Here is a 17,255-nt window from a genome sequence, read left to right on the forward strand (position 1 = left end):
TTTTGAAGACTTGCATAAAAACAATGATGGCGGCTGGCTGGCCCAATAAAAACAGACACTGGCGTTCTAAATTGTGGGAGGGGGCTTGCTCCCGATGGCGGCGGGTCAGTACCACACGGGCTAGCTGGTACTCCGCTACCGGGAGCAAGCCCCCTCCCACAGTAGAATTCTATTGTTTTGAAGACTTGCATAAAAACAATGATGGCGGCTGGCTGGCCCAATAAAAACAGACACTGGCGTTCTAAATTGTGGGAGGGGGCTTGCTCCCGATGGCGGCGGGTCAGTACCACACGGGCTAGCTGATACTCCGCTATCGGGAGCAAGTCCCCTCCCACAGTAGAATTCTATTGTTTTGAAGACTTGCATAAAAACAAGAGACCTTGCTGATGTCCGAGATCCTCTGGCAACCCTCACCGGAACGCATCCGCCACACGCGGATGGACCAGTTCCGCCGCTTCATCAACGACCGCCACGCCTTGCAACTGGGCGACTACCCCGCCCTGCATCAATGGAGCATCGACCAGCGGCCGGACTTCTGGCAGGCGATCGTCGCCTACTTCGACGTGCAGTTTCGCAGCCCGCCCGGCGCGGTACTAATCGAAGGCGCCGAGATGCCCAGCGCCCAGTGGTTTCCCGGCGCGACCCTGAATTTCGCCGAACACCTGCTGCGTCGGCGTGACCACCATCCGGCCGTGGTCGCGATCAGCGAAGACGGCCAGCGCGAACAACTCACCTACGCCGAACTGGCCGCTCACGTCGCCGGCCTGCAAAACAGTCTGCGGTCGGCTGGCGTCGGCATCGGTGACCGGGTGGCGGCGTGCATGCCCAACACCTGGCAAACCCTGGTGGGCATGCTCGCCACCACCAGCCTGGGCGCAATCTGGTCGTGCTCCTCGCCGGACTTCGGCACCCAAGGCGTGATCGACCGGTTCGGCCAGATCGAGCCCAAGGTGCTTATTACCTGCGCCGGTTATCGGTACGCCGGAAAACCCATCGACCAGAGCGCCAAACTCAATGAAATCCTCGAACGGCTGCCGTCCCTGGAGCAGTTGATTGTGGTGCCGTACGCGCGGCCCGAGGCGCAGGTCGAGGACTACCGCACCCAGGCGAAGGTTGTGCTGTGGCAGGACTTTTACCAACCCGGCGGCGAGCCTGAGTTTGTCGCGGTGCCCTTCGATCATCCGCTGTACATCCTCTATTCCAGCGGCACCACCGGCGTGCCCAAGTGCATCATCCACAGCACCGGCGGCGTATTGCTTACACACCTCAAGGAACACGGCCTGCATGCCGATCTGTCCCGCGAGGACTGCCTGTTCTACTACACCACCTGCGGCTGGATGATGTGGAACTGGCTGGTCTCGGTACTGGCCATCGGCGCCACGGCTGTACTGTATGACGGCTCGCCCTTTCATCCTGGACCTGAGCGCCTGATCGACTTGATTGATGCCGAAAAGATCAGCGTGTTCGGCACCAGCCCAAAATTCCTCGCCACCCTGGAAAAGGCCGGGCTGCAACCGCGCCTGAGCCACGACCTGGGCAGCCTCAAGGGGCTGATCTCGACCGGGTCGCCGCTGTCACCCCAGAGCTACGACTATGTGTACCGCGAGATCAAGGGCGAGCTGTGTTTATCCTCCATGTCCGGCGGCACCGATATCGTGTCCTGCTTTGTTATCGGCAACCCGGTGTTGCCGGTGCGCCGAGGCGAAATGCAGTGCAAGAGCCTGGCGATGGCCATTGAAGTGTGGGACGACCACGGCCAGCCGTTGGTCGGTGAAAAAGGCGAGCTGGTGTGTACCCGGCACTTCCCGGCCATGCCCATCGGCTTGTGGAATGACCCCGACCAGAAGAAGCTGCGCGCCTCGTATTTCAGTCAGTTCCCCGGCGTGTGGGCCCAGGGCGACTACGCTGAGCAACGCCCTAATGGCAGCCTGCTGATTCACGGACGCTCCGACGCGGTGCTCAACCCCGGCGGCGTGCGCATCGGCACGGCGGAGATCTATCGCCAAGTGGAGAAAGTCCCACAGGTACTGGAAAGCCTGGCCATCGGCCAACGCTGGCAAGACGACGTGCGCGTGGTGCTGTTTGTGCGCCTCGATGAGGGCATCGAGTTGGATGAGGCGTTGCAACAGCAGATCCGCCAAGTGATCCGCGCCAACACCACACCGCGCCATGTGCCGGCCAAAATCCTGGCTGTCAGCGATATCCCTCGTACCATCAGCGGCAAGATTGTCGAATTGGCGGTGCGCAATGTGGTGCATGGCGAGCCGGTCAAGAACACCGACGCCCTGGCCAACCCGCAGGCATTGGAACAGTTCCGCGACCGCCCGGAACTGGCATAAAGATGAAAGGATTCAGCGCTGACGCACTCATTTGAAGACAAACGCCGAATGCATGCTATTTTTCGGGGGTAGTCACCCATTCTCGACTCACGGGATAATGGGTGTTGTCATTTTTCAAAGCGTTACGCTCAGGGCTTTTTATGAAAGGAACATCCACCGGTAGCGACGCCGCTGCATTAATTGCGCGGCTGGACTGGGCACGAAGTCCACTCGGTGAGGCCAATGATTGGCCGCAAAGCCTGCGCACAGCGGTCGATATTGTCGTCCATTCGCCGATGCCCATGCTCCTGCTGTGGGGCAGCCAACTCACCCAACTCTACAACGACGGGTTCGCCCTGCTGGCCGGAAACAAACACCCCGAAGCCATGGGCCAACCGGCGCACCAGACGTGGCCAGAGCTGGAAAGCTTTACCGGCCCGGTCTACGACGCCGTGCTCAGCGGCCAGGTGCGCACCTTCAGCGAGCAGCGCTTTGTCCTGCAACGCAATAATCGCGACACGGAAATCTGGCTCGACCTGACCTACAGCCCGATCCGCGATGAAAGCGCCAACGTGGCCGGCATCCTCGTCACTGCCATCGAAACCAACGAGCGCCGCAAGGCCCAGCACAACACCGAGCAACGCTTGCAGCTTGCACTGGCGGCGACCGACGCCGTGGGCACCTGGGATTGGGACATCGGCGAGGATCACTTTATTGCCGACGCCCACTTCGCCTACCTGCACGGTGTCGACCCCGACGACGCGAACCGGCTGCCCATCAGCGATTACCTCCAAGGTGTGCATCCCGAAGACCGGGCCACGGTGGCGCGCAGTATCAAGCACTGCATCACCCACGGCACCGAATACGCCGAGGAATACCGCCTGCAACAAGCCGATGGCCAAGTCCGCTGGGTGTTTGCCCGAGGCCGTTGCTACAAGGATCACCACGGCCGCCCCGCACGTTTCCTCGGTGCCGCCCTGGACCTGACCGAGCGCAAGCACACCGAGCAGGCCCTGCGCCAAAGCCAGACCGAATTGCAGCTGATCATCAACGCCATGCCGGTGCTGATCGGCTACGTCGACCACGAGCAGCGCTTTCGCCTGAACAACAGCGCCTACCTTGATTGGTACGGCATGACGCCCCAGGAGCTGTACGGCAAGAGCATCCGCGAAGTATTGGGCGACGAAGTGTATGCCGGGCGCGAACACCAGATCGCTGCCGCACTCAAGGGCAAGGCGTGCAGCTTCATGACCATCACGCCCCACCGCGACGGGCGTCCCCGCCATGCGCTGATGAAATACCTGCCGCGTTTCAGCAATGACGGCTCGGTCAATGGTTTCTACATCTTTGTGATTGACGAGACCGAACGCAAACTCACCGAAGAAGCCCTGCGCCACCTCAACGATAACCTCGAAGAACGCGTGGCCGAGCGCACCCAGGCCCTGGCCGAGGCCAACCAACGCCTGCAAAACGAGATGTTCGAGCGCGAGCGCGCCGAAGATGCATTGCGCCATGCGCAGAAAATGGAAGCGTTGGGCCAGCTCACCGGCGGCATCGCCCATGATTTCAACAACATGCTCACCGGCATTATCGGCAGCCTGGACCTGATGCAGCGCTATATCGTCGCTGGGCGCAGCGAGGAAATCGGGCGCTTTACCGATGCCGCCGTGTCGTCGGCTCACCGCGCTGCCGCCCTCACTCACCGTCTGTTAGCGTTTTCGCGGCGCCAGTCACTGGACCGTCGCCCCACCGACCCCAATCAGCTAGTAGCGTCCCTGGAGGACCTGTTCCAGCGCACCAAAGGCGCGCATATCACGCTCAAGGTGCAACTGGGTCAAGACATCTGGCCAGTCAACACCGACGCCAGCCAGCTGGAAAACGCCCTGCTCAACCTGGTGATCAACGCCCGCGACGCCATGCCCGACGGCGGCGAATTGTTGATTGAAACCGCCAACAGCTACCTGGACGGCACCGACATAACCACCCTCGAACCGGTCAAGGCCGGCGACTACGTGATGCTCGGTGTGTGCGACAACGGCACCGGCATGGCACCAAAAATCCTCGCCAAAGCATTCGATCCTTTCTTCACCACCAAACCCATCGGCCAGGGCACCGGCCTGGGCCTGTCGATGATTTACGGGTTTGCCCAGCAGTCCGGCGGCCACGTCACGATCCAGAGCGAACCTGGCCAGGGCACCTGCGTGCGCCTGTACCTGCCACGCCTGCATGGCACCGCACTGGAAAGCAACCTGCCCGCCAGCCTCGGCGAAGTGCCGGTGGCACTGGCCGGTGAAGCAGTCGTGGTGGTTGAGGACGACGCGGCGGTGCGCATGCTGGTGGTGAATGTGCTGGATGAATTGGGCTACACCGCGCATCAGGCAGCGGATTCACGCACCGCGTTGCCACTGCTGGAGTCGGATCTGCGCGTGGACCTGCTGGTGACCGACGTCGGCCTGCCGGGCATGAACGGCCGGCAACTGGCGGAGATTGCCCGCCAGCATCGCCCGGGCTTGAAGGTGCTGTTCATGACCGGCTACGCCGAAAAAGCCGCCGAGCGCCAGGGCTTCCTGGAAGATGGGATGGACATGGTAGCCAAGCCGTTTTCCATCGACCTGCTGGCGACTAAAATCCGCAGCATGATCAACGTAGCCGAATGAGTTCAGGCATAATCGCGCGCCGTCGCACACCTGGTAGAGACCAATGAAAGCCCAAGCCCGTCATATCCTGGTGAAAACCAGTGAAGAAGCCGAACAACTCAAGCAGCGCATTGCCAAGGGCGAAGCCTTTGATGTGTTGGCCAAGAAGTACTCCACCTGCCCGTCGGGTAAACGTGGCGGCGATTTGGGTGAAGTGCGGCCGGGGCAGATGGTCGGGGCGATTGATGCGGTGATTTTCAAGAAGCCGGTGAAGGTGGTTCACGGTCCGATCAAGAGCAAGTTTGGGTATCACTTGGTGCAGGTGTTTTACCGCGACTGAGGCTTTGACTTAAGACCGCTATCGGGGGCAAGCCCCCTCCCACAGGGATCGCATTCCTCCCGATGAAATGCGGTCACGTGTGGGCCCGATCCGCCGCGGGCGGTCACTCACTTAGTCTCTGGGAATCAGCGCACCCGGTACCTGGATGACCCGGCTCGCCAACCGATGCCCCGCCAACGCAGCCTCCTCTGGCGAATCACCGTTGAGCCGCCCGGCCAGATACGCCGCACTGAACGAATCCCCCGCCGCCGTGGTGTCCACCACCTTCTCGACCTTCAACGCCGGCACGGCAAAACGCTCCCGCGCACAGCGGATCAAACACGCATCCGCCCCACGTTTTAGCACCACTTCCTCAATCGCCGGATAGGCCGCAAACACCTGCTCGCTGTCGGCATAGCCAAACAGAGCGCGCTCGTCATCCTCGGTGAGCAAGGCGATATCTACCTCGGCCAAAACCGTGCGATAAGCCGCACGCGCCGCCTCGACACTGCCCCACAGACGCGGCCGGTAGTTGTTGTCGAACACCACCGTAGCGCCGCGTCGGCGCGCGTCAACCAGCGCTTGCAGCAAACGCTCGCGCCCAACCTCCCCCAGTACCGCCAGGGTAATGCCGCTGAAATAGACCACGTCATAGGCCGGCAACGCGGCCAGGATGGGCTCGGCGGCCGGCGTGGTGAAACAGTCGCGCACCGCGGCTTCGTTGCGCCAGTAGAGGAATTTACGCTCGCCGTTGGCGTCGGTCTGAATGCAGTACAAGCCCGGCAACCGCCCCGGCAGGCGCTGGACCAAGCCCAGCCCCAGGCCTTCGTCGGTCCATTGCTGGCACATGGCGTCGCTGAAGCTGTCATCGCCCAAGGCGGTGACGTAATCGACGCTGCCGATCGGGCCCAACTCACGGCGCAGGTACACCGCCGTGTTCAGGGTGTCGCCGCCGAAGCTTTGTTGCAGGCTACCGTCGGCGCGGTGTTGCAGTTCGATCATGCATTCACCGATGAGGGCGATGCGTGGATGGGTGGTCATGGCTGCTGTCTCGGGGGGGGCTGATGGCCTCATCGGGGGCAAGCCCCCTCCCACATTTGAAATGTGTTCACACATCAAAGTATGGGAGGGGGCTTGCCTCCGATAGGAGCGACGCGATCTAGAAGCAGGTATGCAGGGACTCGATCACCTGCAACTGTTCATCCACCAGGCAACCCACCTGCCACTTGTCAAACGTCAGGCAAGGATGGGAAGTGCCAAAGGAAATGATGTCGCCAATGCGCAGTTCAACCCCAGGCGCCACAACCATGAACGCATGCTGGTCCATCACGGCCGTGACCTTGCACGCGCTCACATCATCGCCTTGCGCCGGCACAATACCGGCCTTGTAGCGCTTGAGTGGCACCGGCAACCCGGCGTCGTAGGCCACGTCGCGCTTACCGAGGGCGATCACCGCAAAACCGGGCTCAGGCAACGACTGCACATGAGCCCAGACTTCCAGGGCCGGGCGCAGGCCTTCACTGAGGTCGCTGCGGCGGTCGAGCACGCAGCATTGAGCTTCTTTGTAGATGCCATGGTCGTGGGCCACATAACTGCCGGGGCGCAATACGCTGAGGAAGCGGCCGGCGGCGTTCTGCGCTTCAAAGGATTCGGCGATCAGGTCGTACCACGCCGAACCCGACGCTGTGACGATCGGCTTGGCCAAGTCGAAAGAACCGTTGTTCTGCAAGTCCACTGCTAGGCGCACCAGGCTGGCGGCGAAGTCGCGGATGCCGCTGACGGCGTGCTCGCCATGGATCACGCCTTCGTAGCCTTCAATACCGGTGAGGGCCAGGGCCGGCTGGGCCTTGATCGCCTTGGCCAGGTCGCGCACTTCCTGCTCGCTGCGGCAACCGCAACGGCCGCCAACCACGCCGTACTCGATCATCACGTTCAGGCGCAGGCCACGGGCGGCGAAGAACAGACCCAGGTCGGCGACGTTGTCCGGGTGGTCGACCATGCAGTGGAAGTCAAAATCCTTGTCCGCCAGCAGGTCAGCGATCAACGCCATGTTCGGCGCGCCCACCAGTTGGTTGGCCATCAACACACGGCGCACACCCCCGGCATAGGCGGCGCGGGTCTGCACGGCGTTGGCCAGGGTAATACCCCAGGCGCCCTGGGCGATCTGACGCTGGAACAGTGCCGGCATCATGCTGGTCTTGCCATGGGGCGCGAGTTCGGCGCCGCTGTTGCTGACAAACTCCTGCATCCAACGGATGTTGTGTTCCAGGGCGTCGCGGTGCAGCACCAGGGCCGGCAGGCTGACGTCTCGGACCAGGTGGGCGCCGACGGCGGCGGCGCCTTTTTCAACGGCGTTGATGGCAGACATGTAAAGCTCCTATTCGTTGATGCGACGCGCCAGGTGATTGGCGCTGTCGATCAACACCCGGCGATAGTCGTTGTAGTTTTTTTGCGCATCGGCCCGAGGGGCGACGATGCACAGGGTCGCAATGCTGATGCCTTGCGCGTCCCGCACCGGGGCGGCAAAGCAGTGGGTAAAGGTGTCGGCCACACTGTCGAAGGAAAAGAACCCATCGAGGGTAGCCTGACGGATTTGCGCGAGGAACGTTTCCAGCGGCAGACGCTGGCCGTCCGGCAGGATGAAGTCATCGTGGTCGATCAGGTCGACAATTTGCTGGTCACTCAGGTGCCCCAGCAGCAGGCGCCCGGAGGCGGTCCAGGGGATCGGGGCGTTTTCGCCGATGTCCGAAGAAATCCGGAAATGCCGCTCGCCTTCGCGCATCAGCGCCACGGTGTATTTGCGCCCGTTGAGCAGGCACATCTGCGCGGTTTCATGGGTCTGGCTGACGATCTCCTGCAAGGCGTGATCGGCCTCGCGAGTCAGGTCGAAGTGTCGCAGGTGCGCCTGGCCGAGGAAGTACAACTGGCGACCGAGGTAGACGTGACCGTCCTTGCCCACGGTTTCCAGAATGCGGCGCTCCAGCAAGGATGCGACCAATTCATAGACGGTGGACTTGGGGCTGCCAATGCCGCTGGCGATATCATTCGGCCGCAGGGGCTGGCCGACTTCCTTGAGGAAATCAAGGATGTCGAATGCACGGTCCAGGCCTTTGGCGCGGCGTTTGATGGTGTCTTCGGTCATGGCAATTTCGGTCCGGTCGAAATGGTAGGGCTGGCGCAGGTCCACTGTGGGAGGGGGATTGCCCCCGATGGCGGCGTGTCAATCAACACCTCTGTTACTGATACACCGCTATCGGGGGCAAGCCCCCTCCCACATTTGATCTCTGGTGCTTAAGAGTGGGGCAATTTAGCCCTTTTTCTTGTAAGCCACACAATCAATCTCCACCTTGCAATCCACCATCATATTGGCCTGTACACAGGCCCGCGCCGGGGCATGTTCGGGTGTGAAGTATTCGCCGAAGACCTTGTTGAAACTCCAGAAGTCCCGAGGGTCTTCCAGCCATACGCCGACGCGCACTACGTCTTTGAGCTCGTAGCCGGCTTCTTCGAGGATCGCCACCACGTTGCGCATGGTCTGGCGGGTTTGTTCGATGATCCCGCCGGTGATGATTTCGCCGTCCACCGCAGGCACTTGGCCCGAGACGTACAGCCAACCGTCCGCTTCCACCGCGCGGGCGAAGGGACGAGGCTGGCCACCGCCGGCAGTACTGCCGGCTCCGTAACGAGTGATGCTCATAAAACGATGCTCCTGATTAAAAACGAATGTTCTTGAGAAATTCCGCCAGGCGCGGCGATTGAGGCCGCTCGAAGATATCCTTCGACGAGCCCTGCTCTTCAATCCGCCCCTGGTTCATGAATACGATCTTGTCCGAGACTTCATAGGCAAAGCGCATTTCGTGGGTGACCAGCAACATGGTCATGCCCTCTTCCGCCAGGCCTTTGATCACACTGAGCACTTCACCTACCAACTCCGGATCGAGGGCTGAGGTGACTTCGTCGAACAGCATCAAGCTGGGGTTCATCGCAATCGCACGGGCAATCGCGACACGCTGTTGCTGGCCGCCGGACAACTGGCCGGGGAAATGATTGCGGCGCTCTAAAAGTCCTACGCGGTCCAGCCATTTTTCCGCCAAAGCCACGGCTTCATCCTTGCCCATCTTCTTGACCTTGAGCAGGCCCAGGGTGACGTTCTGCAAGGCGGTCAGGTGCGGAAACAGGTTGAACTGCTGGAACGCCATGCCGGTCATCGCCCGGTGCTGGGCGATGACGCGTTCGGGGTGGCGCACGCGCTTGCCGCCAATGTCGCTGTAGCCGATGGATTCGCCGTCCAGGGTGATCTGGCCGCCCTGGAACTCTTCCAGCAGGTTGACGCAACGCAGCAGCGTGGTCTTGCCCGAGCCGCTGGAACCGATCAAGGTCACTACGTTGCCGCGCTGCATAGACAGGTCGACGCCTTTGAGCACTTCCACATCGCCGTATTGTTTGCGCAGGCCGCGAATGTTCAGCAGCGGCTCGGTTGTTTGAGGTTGGTTCATGGCAAGGCCACCCGCTTTTCAATGTAGCGCCCGAATAACTCGATGGCGTAGTTGATGACAAAGAACATAAACCCGGCGAACAGGTAGAACTCCAGGGTCATGAAGGTACGTGCGATGACTTGCTGGGTACTGAGCAGCAACTCGGCCACGCCGATCACCGAGAGCAAGGTCGAGGCCTTGACGATCTCCGTGGAGGAATTGACCCAGGTCGGCAGGATCTGCCGCAATGCCTGGGGCAACAGCACGTAGGCCAGGGACTGGTAGAACGTAAGGCCAATCGCCTTACCCGCTTCCAGTTGCCCACGGGGAATGGCTTGCAGTGCGCCGCGCACGATTTCCGACACATGGGAGCCGCAGAACAGCGTGAGCCCGACGGCACCGGCCTGGAACGCGCTGATCTGCCAGCCGAGCGCCGGCAGCATGTAGAAACACGCCAATACCAACACGAACACCGGTGTGCCGCGGATCAAATCCACGTACAGGCGAAACGGCGCACGCATCCAGAATTTGCCGTAGGTCAGCACCAACCCGGCGAAGATGCCGATCAGGGTGCCAAAGATAATCGCCAGCGCCGAGCAGTAGATGCTGGTCTGAAAGCCGGCCCAGAGGGTCTCTCGGGCGACCCACAACTCGTGTAGCCAACTGGGGGATTCGTACATAAAAACCCTCCTTAACGACGGATCGCCAGACGCTGTTCCAGGTAGCGGAGCAACATGGCAATGAGGTAACAGGCAGCCACGTAGAGCGCGGTCGTGACCAGCCAGGTTTCAATCACCCGGTAGCTTTCGACGTTGATCTTGCGGGCGTAATAGGTCAGCTCGGGCACCGCAATCGCAGCGGCGAGCGAGGTGTCCTTGAACAGCGAGATAAAGTTGTTCGAGAGCGCCGGCAGCACATTGCGCAACATCACCGGCACGGTGATATACGCACGGATACGCCACTCGCCGAGGCCAATCGCCAATCCGGCTTCACGCAGCCCCTTGGGAATATTCAACAGACCGGCGCGGAACACTTCGGTCAGGTAGGCACCGGCGTACAACGACAGCGTGATGATGAACGAGGGGATCTTGTCCAGCCGGATACCCAGGCTGGGCAAGGCGAAGTAGATCAACAGGATCAGCACCAGGATCGGCGTGTTGCGAATCACTGTCACATACACCGAGGCGAAGATGCGCAGCGCACGATGTTTGGACAGCATGGCAAACGCCATCAACAGGCCGATCACGCAGCCGATGGCGATCGACAGCAATGCCAGTTGCAGGCCAAGACCGAGCCCCGCCAGCAAGGTGTCGAAATCGCGCCACACGGCGGCAAAGTTCAACTGATAGTTCATGGTCGACAGTACCTAGTTGGGGCGCCTTGGCAGGCACCCCGGTTGTTCCGGATCACTTGAATTCAACAGGGAAACCAATCGCCGGTTCTGGCAGGTCGACACCGAACCACTGCTTGAACGAGGCTTTGTAGGTTGGGAATTCCACACCGGTCATGGCTTCATGCAGGGCAGTGTTGACGAAGTTCAGCCAGTCCTGATCACCACGCTTGACCGCGCACGCGTAGGTTTGCGGGCTCCAGGCGTAAGCCGGGCTGCGGTAGCGGCCGGGGTTCTGCACCATCAGGTATTTGACCGAGGATTGGTCGGTGGCGGCGGCATCGGCGCGACCGGAATTCACGGCCTGGTACATCAGGTCGACGCTGTCGTATTGGTCGACCTTGGCCTTGGGCAGCGCCTGGTGCACCAGTTCTTCGGCGTACACGTTTTGCAGCACGGCCACGGTGACGCCATCGCCAGCCGCCTGCAGGTCTTCAATCTCTTTGTACTTGCTGTTGTTCGGCAGCAGCAGGCCCACGCCTTCGCGGTAGTACGGCAGGGTGAACGCCACCTGCTGTGCACGGCTGGCGGTGACGGTGATGAACTGGCAGCTCATGTCGACTTTGTCCGTCAGCAGGTTGGGAATGCGCGCGTCAGACGACTGCACCACAAACTCGACTTTGCTCGGATCGTTGAACAAACCTTTGGCCACGATGCGGCCGATGTCGATATCAAACCCCTGCAACTTGCCATCCGCTCCCTGGAAGTGCCACGGCGCATTGGTACTGCCTGTACCCACGATCAAATGCCCACGTTTGAGCACGTTATCGAGCTTGCTGTCCGCCGCCTGCACAACGCCTGCGAGGGAAGCCGATGCGGCGAAGAGAAAAACACACGCTTTGAACACGGAAGGTCGGTGATGCATGACAAGCACTCCAGAAGTTGTGTATTCCGCTATACCGGAACCTAGTATGTAACAACGGAATAGACAGCAGAAAGTGTGCCATACGCACTTAGTGAAAACTACGGCCTCGGTAAAGTCCTTGGTAATCAGATAGATAACGCGAGGCGTAAGGTGCGGCGTTGCGCCAGCATCCGGATTCAGATTGCTACCCAAGGCCTCACAGGGGATCACAGCGCCATTGGCGTGCGTCACCGCCCCGTTACCGCGCACCCCGACGGTGCGCCCGCCCCATGGAAAAATCCCTGTGCTGGGCTAGCCTTTGGCACACACCCAACGACAAGGACTGCATTGCGATGAAGCTCAGTCTCACCCTGGTACTGCTTTCGTTTCTGGCCGCCGGCAGCGCGTCGGCCAACAACGACCGCCGCGAATGCAAAGAAGAATTGCGCAAGCTCAAAGAAGCCTTCGACATCAATTACAGCAGCCAAAACCACCACGGCTATCGCCGCGCCAAAGCGTCCAGTGACAATGAGGAATACCGCAAGTGCGCGAGTCAGGCACGCAAGGCCCGCGAACGCCTGGAGCGTGACGCGGACCTGTGAAGGTTGACAGTAGACGACGATGCCCCTCGAGCTTAGCGTTGGCAGAAACCCGCGCCGCTCGTAAGGAGATCATCATGGGGATTGCCACCGCGACCATTGCCAATGCCGAGGATTACCAGCGCGTACTGAGCACGTCGCGGCCGGTATTCCTGCTGTTTGTCTCAGATCACTGCCCGGGCTGCGCGATCTCCGGGCCGCTGTTCCAGAGGATTGCCCGAAAGTACCGCTCAGTGGTGAGCCTGGTACTTGATTGCGCGAAAACCCCGAGGCACCCGAAGGTTACGGGTACCCCAACGCTGCTGATTTATCTCAACGGCACACTGATGCAGACGTTCAGAGGGTTCGGCCCCGAGGACGAACAAGTGCAGACGATCGAAAACGCATTCATGCTCTATGCCCCCCACAAGCGCGCAAAACCACCTGCGTCACCCGCCGCTCCTCGACCGCAGCCACCGTCAGGCGCCAGCCCTCATGCTCCAGGCTATCGCCCACCACGGGCAGGCGGTCGAGCAGGCTCATCACCAACCCGGCCAGAGTCTGGTAATCCTCCGTCGCGACAACCTTGAAGCCGGTACGCTGACGAATCTGGGTCAGGTTCAAGGCGCCATTGGCACGGAAGCCATCGCCCTCTTCGACAATATCCGGCCCTTCGATCTCACTGGCATCCGGCAATTCACCGGCGATGGACTCGAGAATGTCGGTCATGCTCAACACGCCCATGAAGTCGCCGAATTCGTTGATCACGAAGGCGATGTGGGTCGATTCCTGACGCATCTGTTCCAGGGCGTTGAGGATCGAAAAACTCTCCAGCAGGTTGATCGCTCGACGCGCCAGGTGCTCCAGGTTCGGCTCGTTGCCGGCAAGGTATTCCTTGAGCAGTTCCTTTTTATGCACGAAGCCCAACGGCTCATCCACCACGCCGTTGCGGATCAACGGCAGGCGAGAGTAGGACGAATGCATCAATTTCAGGCGAATCGTGTCGGCATCGTCCGCCAGGTCGATAAAGTCGACCTTGGCCCGCGGCGTCATCAAGGTACGAATCGGCCGCTCGGCCAGTTGCAGCACGCCACTGATCATCACGCGTTCACGTCGATCAAACAGCGGGCCCTGATTGGCATCTGTCTCGCCCAGCAAGTCGGCCACGTCTTCGCCCACCTCTTCTACCGCCAGGCTGCGACCGCCGAGCAAGCGCATCACCGCATGGGCAGTACGCTCGCGCACCGGCAACACACCCTGCGCCGATTTCTTGCGACGGGCGCGGGCAATCTGGTTGAACACTTCGATCAGGATGGAGAAGCCAATGGCTGCGTACAGGTAACCCTTCGGAATATGGAAACCCAGGCCTTCGGCGGTCAGCGCAAAACCGATCATCATCAGGAAGCCCAGGCACAGCATGATCACTGTGGGGTGGGCGTTCACGAAGCGCGTCAGCGGCTTGCTCGCCACGATCATCAGGCCGATGGAAATGATCACCGCGATCATCATCACCGCCAGCTCATCCACCATGCCCACGGCGGTAATCACCGCATCCAGGGAGAACACCGCATCAAGCACCACGATCTGCGCCACGATCGGCCAGAACATCGCATACGCCACGTTGCCAGTGCGCTGAGCCACATGCCCTTCAAGGCGCTCGTGCAATTCCATGGTGGCCTTGAACAGCAGGAATACACCACCGAACAGCATGATCAGGTCACGGCCGGAGAAACTCTTGTCGAACACCTCGAACAGCGGCTGGGTAAGGGTCACCAACCACGAAATACTCGCCAGCAGGCCAAGGCGCATCAGCAATGCCAGGGACAAACCGATCAACCGCGCACGGTCACGCTGCTCCGGTGGCAACTTGTCCGCCAGGATCGCGATAAACACCAGGTTGTCGATACCCAGCACCAGTTCCAGCACAATCAAGGTCAACAGGCCGAGCCAGGCCGTTGGATCCGCTAACCATTCCATTTATATAAATCTCTATCTAGGTTTCAGAATGCCGGACACGGCAAAGCGCGGTCAGTGGACCGGAACAAGGTTAGCAGTCGGAATACGGGATGTTTCAGCGGGAACGGCAGCAGCGGATGTCTTGGGGAAAGACGACTGGGGGGCTCCGAGAGGGTGTTCATGCAAATCCTGAAATAACAAAAGGACTTGAATCTTACAGGCGAAAAGCAAGTTTCCCACAACGCAAAACTATTACAAAACCTGTCTTTGAAACCCATACCCCTGTGGGAGGTGGCTTGCTCCCTCCCACAGGGGACCCCATGCATTCTGAAGGTGGGGTTACCAAAACCGCTGCTGGGTCAACCGGCTCCACCAGGTCAGCAGCACCCGGTCCACCGAACCGCTGGCCGCCAGGCCCACGCGCTCTTGCAGGCTTTTGCGCTCGGCATAGTGCAGGTGGAACACCTCGGCGGTCTTGGCCTTGATGGCCAGGTATTCGTCGCTGGTTTGCAGCTCGTCGACCAATTGTTTGTCGAGGGCTGCAACGCCGAGCCACACTTCACCCGTGGCCACGTCATCAATCGCCAACTGCGGGCGATACCGCGACACGAAGTTCTTGAACAGTTGATGAGTGATATCCAGGTCTTCCTGAAACTTCTCGCGGCCCTTTTCGGTGTTTTCGCCAAACACGGTGAGGGTGTGTTTGTATTCGCCCGCGGTCAGCACTTCAAAGTCGATATCGTGTTTTTTGAGCAGGCGATTGACGTTGGGCAACTGCGCCACTACGCCGATGGAGCCCAGGATGGCAAACGGCGCGCTGATGATCTTCTCGCCGATGCACGCCATCATGTAACCGCCGCTGGCCGCGACCTTGTCGATGCACACGGTCAATGGCACGCCCGCCTGGCGGATACGCGCCAATTGTGACGAGGCCAAGCCGTAGCTGTGCACCATGCCGCCACCACTTTCCAGACGCAGCACCACTTCGTCCTTGGGCGTGGCCAAGCTCAGCAGTGCGGTGATTTCATGGCGCAGGCTCTCGGTCGCCGAGGCCTTGATGTCACCGTCGAAATCCAGCACGAACACCCGTGGCTTGGCCTCGGGTTTTTTCTTACTGTTCTTCTTTTCAGTTTTGCTTTCGGACTTGCGTAGGGCTTTGAGCTGGTCCTTGTCGAGCAGGCTCGACTCCAGGCGCTCGCGCAGGCCCTTGTAGAAATCATTGAGCTTGCTGACCTGCAGTTGGCCGGCGGATTTGCGACGACCTTTACTGCGCAGTGCGGCGAAGCTGATCAGTACCACCAGAATAGCGACCACCAGGGTGACAGTCTTCGCCAGGAAGCTGGCATATTCGGCCAAAAAATCCATGTGACTCCTTACAAGTGCATTTACAAGAGCAGTGCGCCAGGCGCGGATTGCCCAAGCATACCGATGGCACCGCATTCGGGCCAGTGATCAAACCGTCGGCAGCCAAGGCCTCTAAGGAGCTTTTAAAACAAGCGTATGTTTTTTCATTGACAGCTCCCTGGCATCCCCATAACCTCGCCAGACTTTCAACGTACCGGGAAAACGGACGTGGGCAGCATCTATCTGATTCGACATGGCCAGGCCTCCTTCGGTGCAGACGACTATGACGTCCTGTCGCCCGTTGGTGTGGAGCAGGCACAAGTGCTCGGTCGCCACCTGGCGGACATGGGCATCGTGTTCGACCGCTGCGTGGCCGGCGACCTGCGCCGCCAGCAGCACACCGCCACGGCTGCCTTCGATCAATACCGCGCCCTTGGCCTGCCGGTTCCGGTCTTGGAAACCGACAGCGCCTTCAACGAATTCGATGCTGAAGCTATCATCCGCGCCCTGCTCCCCGACCTCCTCACCACCGAACCAGACGCCCTGGACATCCTGCGCAATGCCGCGCAGAACCGCAGCGAATTCCAACGCATCTTCGCCCTGATCATTGAACGCTGGCTGGCCGGCACTTATGACACAGCGGGACTGGAAAGCTGGCTGGGGTTTGTCGAGCGCGTTCAGGGTGGCTTGCAACGCATTCTCGATGCCGCAGACAACACACAGAAAATCGCCGTGTTCACCTCCGGCGGCACCATCACTGCCCTGCTCCACCTGATTACCCGAATGCCTGCTACACAGGCTTTCGAACTGAACTGGCAAATTGTTAACACCTCGCTCAACCAGCTGAAATTCCGCGGTCGCGAGGTGGCACTGGCTTCCTTCAACAGTCATAGCCACTTGCAACTGTTGAAGGCGCCGCAACTCATCACCTTCCGATGAAGTGCGGCCAACCGTGACCCCAAGGTCACTGGACTCCACCCAAAAGGATCGAAACCATGACTGACGTAGCCAAAGCTGTAGAAGCAATGAAAGCCAAATTCAACCCAAGCGCTGCCGACGGCTTGGACCTGGTATTCGGTTTCCGTATCGATGACACCAAGAACTTTTCCCTGGTCGTCAAAGACAAAACCTGCGAACTGCATGAAGGTGAAAACCCGGACGCACAAGTGACCCTGGTCATGGACAGCGCGACCCTGGAAGGCATCGTCGACGGTTCGACTGACGGCATGCAGGCCTTCATGGGCGGCAAACTGCGCACTGAAGGCGACATGATGCTGGCGATGAAACTGAGTGAGCTGTTCCCTTCCTGATTCACAGGCAAGCTTGCATCTCGATCCCGCCTCTCCAGGCGGGATTTTTTTTGCCAACTAACCTGGGATCAATCAAGGTCCGAGG

16 protein-coding genes and 1 pseudogene are annotated in these 17,255 nt (G+C 60.2%); 7 read left to right on the plus strand and 10 right to left on the minus strand.

The window, feature by feature from the left end; genetic code table 11:
• The first annotated feature begins 386 nt into the window (after positions 1-386).
• The 3 genes from G9Q84_RS11545 (at position 387) to G9Q84_RS11555 (ending at position 5,294) form a co-directional block, all read left to right on the plus strand.
• Positions 387-2,339: an acetoacetate--CoA ligase gene (locus G9Q84_RS11545; protein WP_181643344.1), complete on the plus strand. Its 1,953-nt coding sequence runs from the start codon at positions 387-389 to the stop codon at positions 2,337-2,339.
• A 140-nt stretch (positions 2,340-2,479) separates the two neighbouring features.
• Entirely contained in the window at positions 2,480-4,975 is a 2,496-nt protein-coding gene (locus G9Q84_RS11550; protein ID WP_032886541.1) for a PAS domain-containing protein, read from the plus strand.
• Positions 4,976-5,018: 43 nt separating this feature from the next.
• Positions 5,019-5,294, plus strand: a complete 276-nt coding sequence (locus tag G9Q84_RS11555; protein WP_003174397.1) for a peptidylprolyl isomerase — start codon at positions 5,019-5,021, stop codon at positions 5,292-5,294.
• A 111-nt stretch (positions 5,295-5,405) separates the two neighbouring features.
• Here the strand turns inward: G9Q84_RS11555 and G9Q84_RS11560 are convergent, their stop codons facing one another.
• The 8 genes from G9Q84_RS11560 to G9Q84_RS11595 all read right to left on the minus strand — a co-directional run bounded on the left by G9Q84_RS11560 (position 5,406) and on the right by G9Q84_RS11595 (position 12,003).
• Complete coding sequence (locus tag G9Q84_RS11560; RefSeq protein WP_181643345.1) at positions 5,406-6,314, minus strand: sugar kinase; 909 nt, start codon at positions 6,312-6,314, stop codon at positions 5,406-5,408.
• A gap of 118 nt (positions 6,315-6,432) precedes the next feature.
• Entirely contained in the window at positions 6,433-7,641 is a 1,209-nt protein-coding gene (locus tag G9Q84_RS11565) for an amino acid deaminase (RefSeq protein WP_122753073.1), read from the minus strand.
• A 9-nt stretch (positions 7,642-7,650) separates the two neighbouring features.
• The gene (locus tag G9Q84_RS11570) at positions 7,651-8,415 is read right to left on the minus strand and encodes an IclR family transcriptional regulator (protein ID WP_032886547.1); all 765 of its coding nucleotides are present in this window, start codon (positions 8,413-8,415) and stop codon (positions 7,651-7,653) included.
• A gap of 165 nt (positions 8,416-8,580) precedes the next feature.
• Positions 8,581-8,970, minus strand: a complete 390-nt coding sequence (locus G9Q84_RS11575; RefSeq protein WP_010210958.1) for a RidA family protein — start codon at positions 8,968-8,970, stop codon at positions 8,581-8,583.
• Between the two features lie 16 nt (positions 8,971-8,986).
• On the minus strand, positions 8,987-9,769 hold the full coding sequence (locus G9Q84_RS11580; RefSeq protein ID WP_032886550.1) for an amino acid ABC transporter ATP-binding protein: 783 nt from the start codon (positions 9,767-9,769) through the stop codon (positions 8,987-8,989).
• Complete coding sequence (locus tag G9Q84_RS11585; RefSeq protein WP_095184540.1) at positions 9,766-10,428, minus strand: amino acid ABC transporter permease; 663 nt, start codon at positions 10,426-10,428, stop codon at positions 9,766-9,768. The genes G9Q84_RS11580 and G9Q84_RS11585 overlap by 4 nt, the downstream gene beginning before the upstream one ends.
• 11 nt (positions 10,429-10,439) lie before the next feature.
• Positions 10,440-11,102 (minus strand): amino acid ABC transporter permease, encoded by a 663-nt coding sequence (locus G9Q84_RS11590; protein WP_065878346.1) that lies wholly within the window; start codon positions 11,100-11,102, stop codon positions 10,440-10,442.
• Positions 11,103-11,154: 52 nt separating this feature from the next.
• Positions 11,155-12,003 (minus strand): transporter substrate-binding domain-containing protein, encoded by an 849-nt coding sequence (locus tag G9Q84_RS11595; protein ID WP_032886556.1) that lies wholly within the window; start codon positions 12,001-12,003, stop codon positions 11,155-11,157.
• A 332-nt stretch (positions 12,004-12,335) separates the two neighbouring features.
• Here G9Q84_RS11595 and G9Q84_RS11600 point away from each other — a divergent pair, with 332 nt between their 5' ends.
• Complete coding sequence (locus G9Q84_RS11600) at positions 12,336-12,584, plus strand: hypothetical protein (RefSeq protein WP_181643346.1); 249 nt, start codon at positions 12,336-12,338, stop codon at positions 12,582-12,584.
• 74 nt (positions 12,585-12,658) lie between these two features.
• Positions 12,659-12,949 (plus strand): annotated as a pseudogene (locus G9Q84_RS11605) (thioredoxin family protein); the annotation flags it as partial.
• A gap of 19 nt (positions 12,950-12,968) precedes the next feature.
• Here G9Q84_RS11605 and G9Q84_RS11610 read toward each other — a convergent pair.
• Both G9Q84_RS11610 and sohB read right to left on the minus strand, forming a co-directional pair.
• Positions 12,969-14,537: a TerC family protein gene (locus G9Q84_RS11610; protein ID WP_032886560.1), complete on the minus strand. Its 1,569-nt coding sequence runs from the start codon at positions 14,535-14,537 to the stop codon at positions 12,969-12,971.
• Between the two features lie 318 nt (positions 14,538-14,855).
• The gene (sohB, locus tag G9Q84_RS11615) at positions 14,856-15,881 is read right to left on the minus strand and encodes a protease SohB (protein WP_181643347.1); all 1,026 of its coding nucleotides are present in this window, start codon (positions 15,879-15,881) and stop codon (positions 14,856-14,858) included.
• Positions 15,882-16,088: 207 nt separating this feature from the next.
• Between sohB and G9Q84_RS11620 the strand changes: the two genes are divergently transcribed.
• Both G9Q84_RS11620 and G9Q84_RS11625 read left to right on the plus strand, forming a co-directional pair.
• Positions 16,089-16,799 (plus strand): histidine phosphatase family protein, encoded by a 711-nt coding sequence (locus G9Q84_RS11620; RefSeq protein ID WP_181643348.1) that lies wholly within the window; start codon positions 16,089-16,091, stop codon positions 16,797-16,799.
• A 56-nt stretch (positions 16,800-16,855) separates the two neighbouring features.
• Positions 16,856-17,170, plus strand: a complete 315-nt coding sequence (locus tag G9Q84_RS11625; protein WP_032886566.1) for an SCP2 sterol-binding domain-containing protein — start codon at positions 16,856-16,858, stop codon at positions 17,168-17,170.
• The last annotated feature ends 85 nt before the right edge of the window (positions 17,171-17,255 follow it).

The organism is Pseudomonas sivasensis, from assembly GCF_013778505.1.
Classification (GTDB): Bacteria; Pseudomonadota; Gammaproteobacteria; order Pseudomonadales; family Pseudomonadaceae; genus Aquipseudomonas; species Aquipseudomonas sivasensis.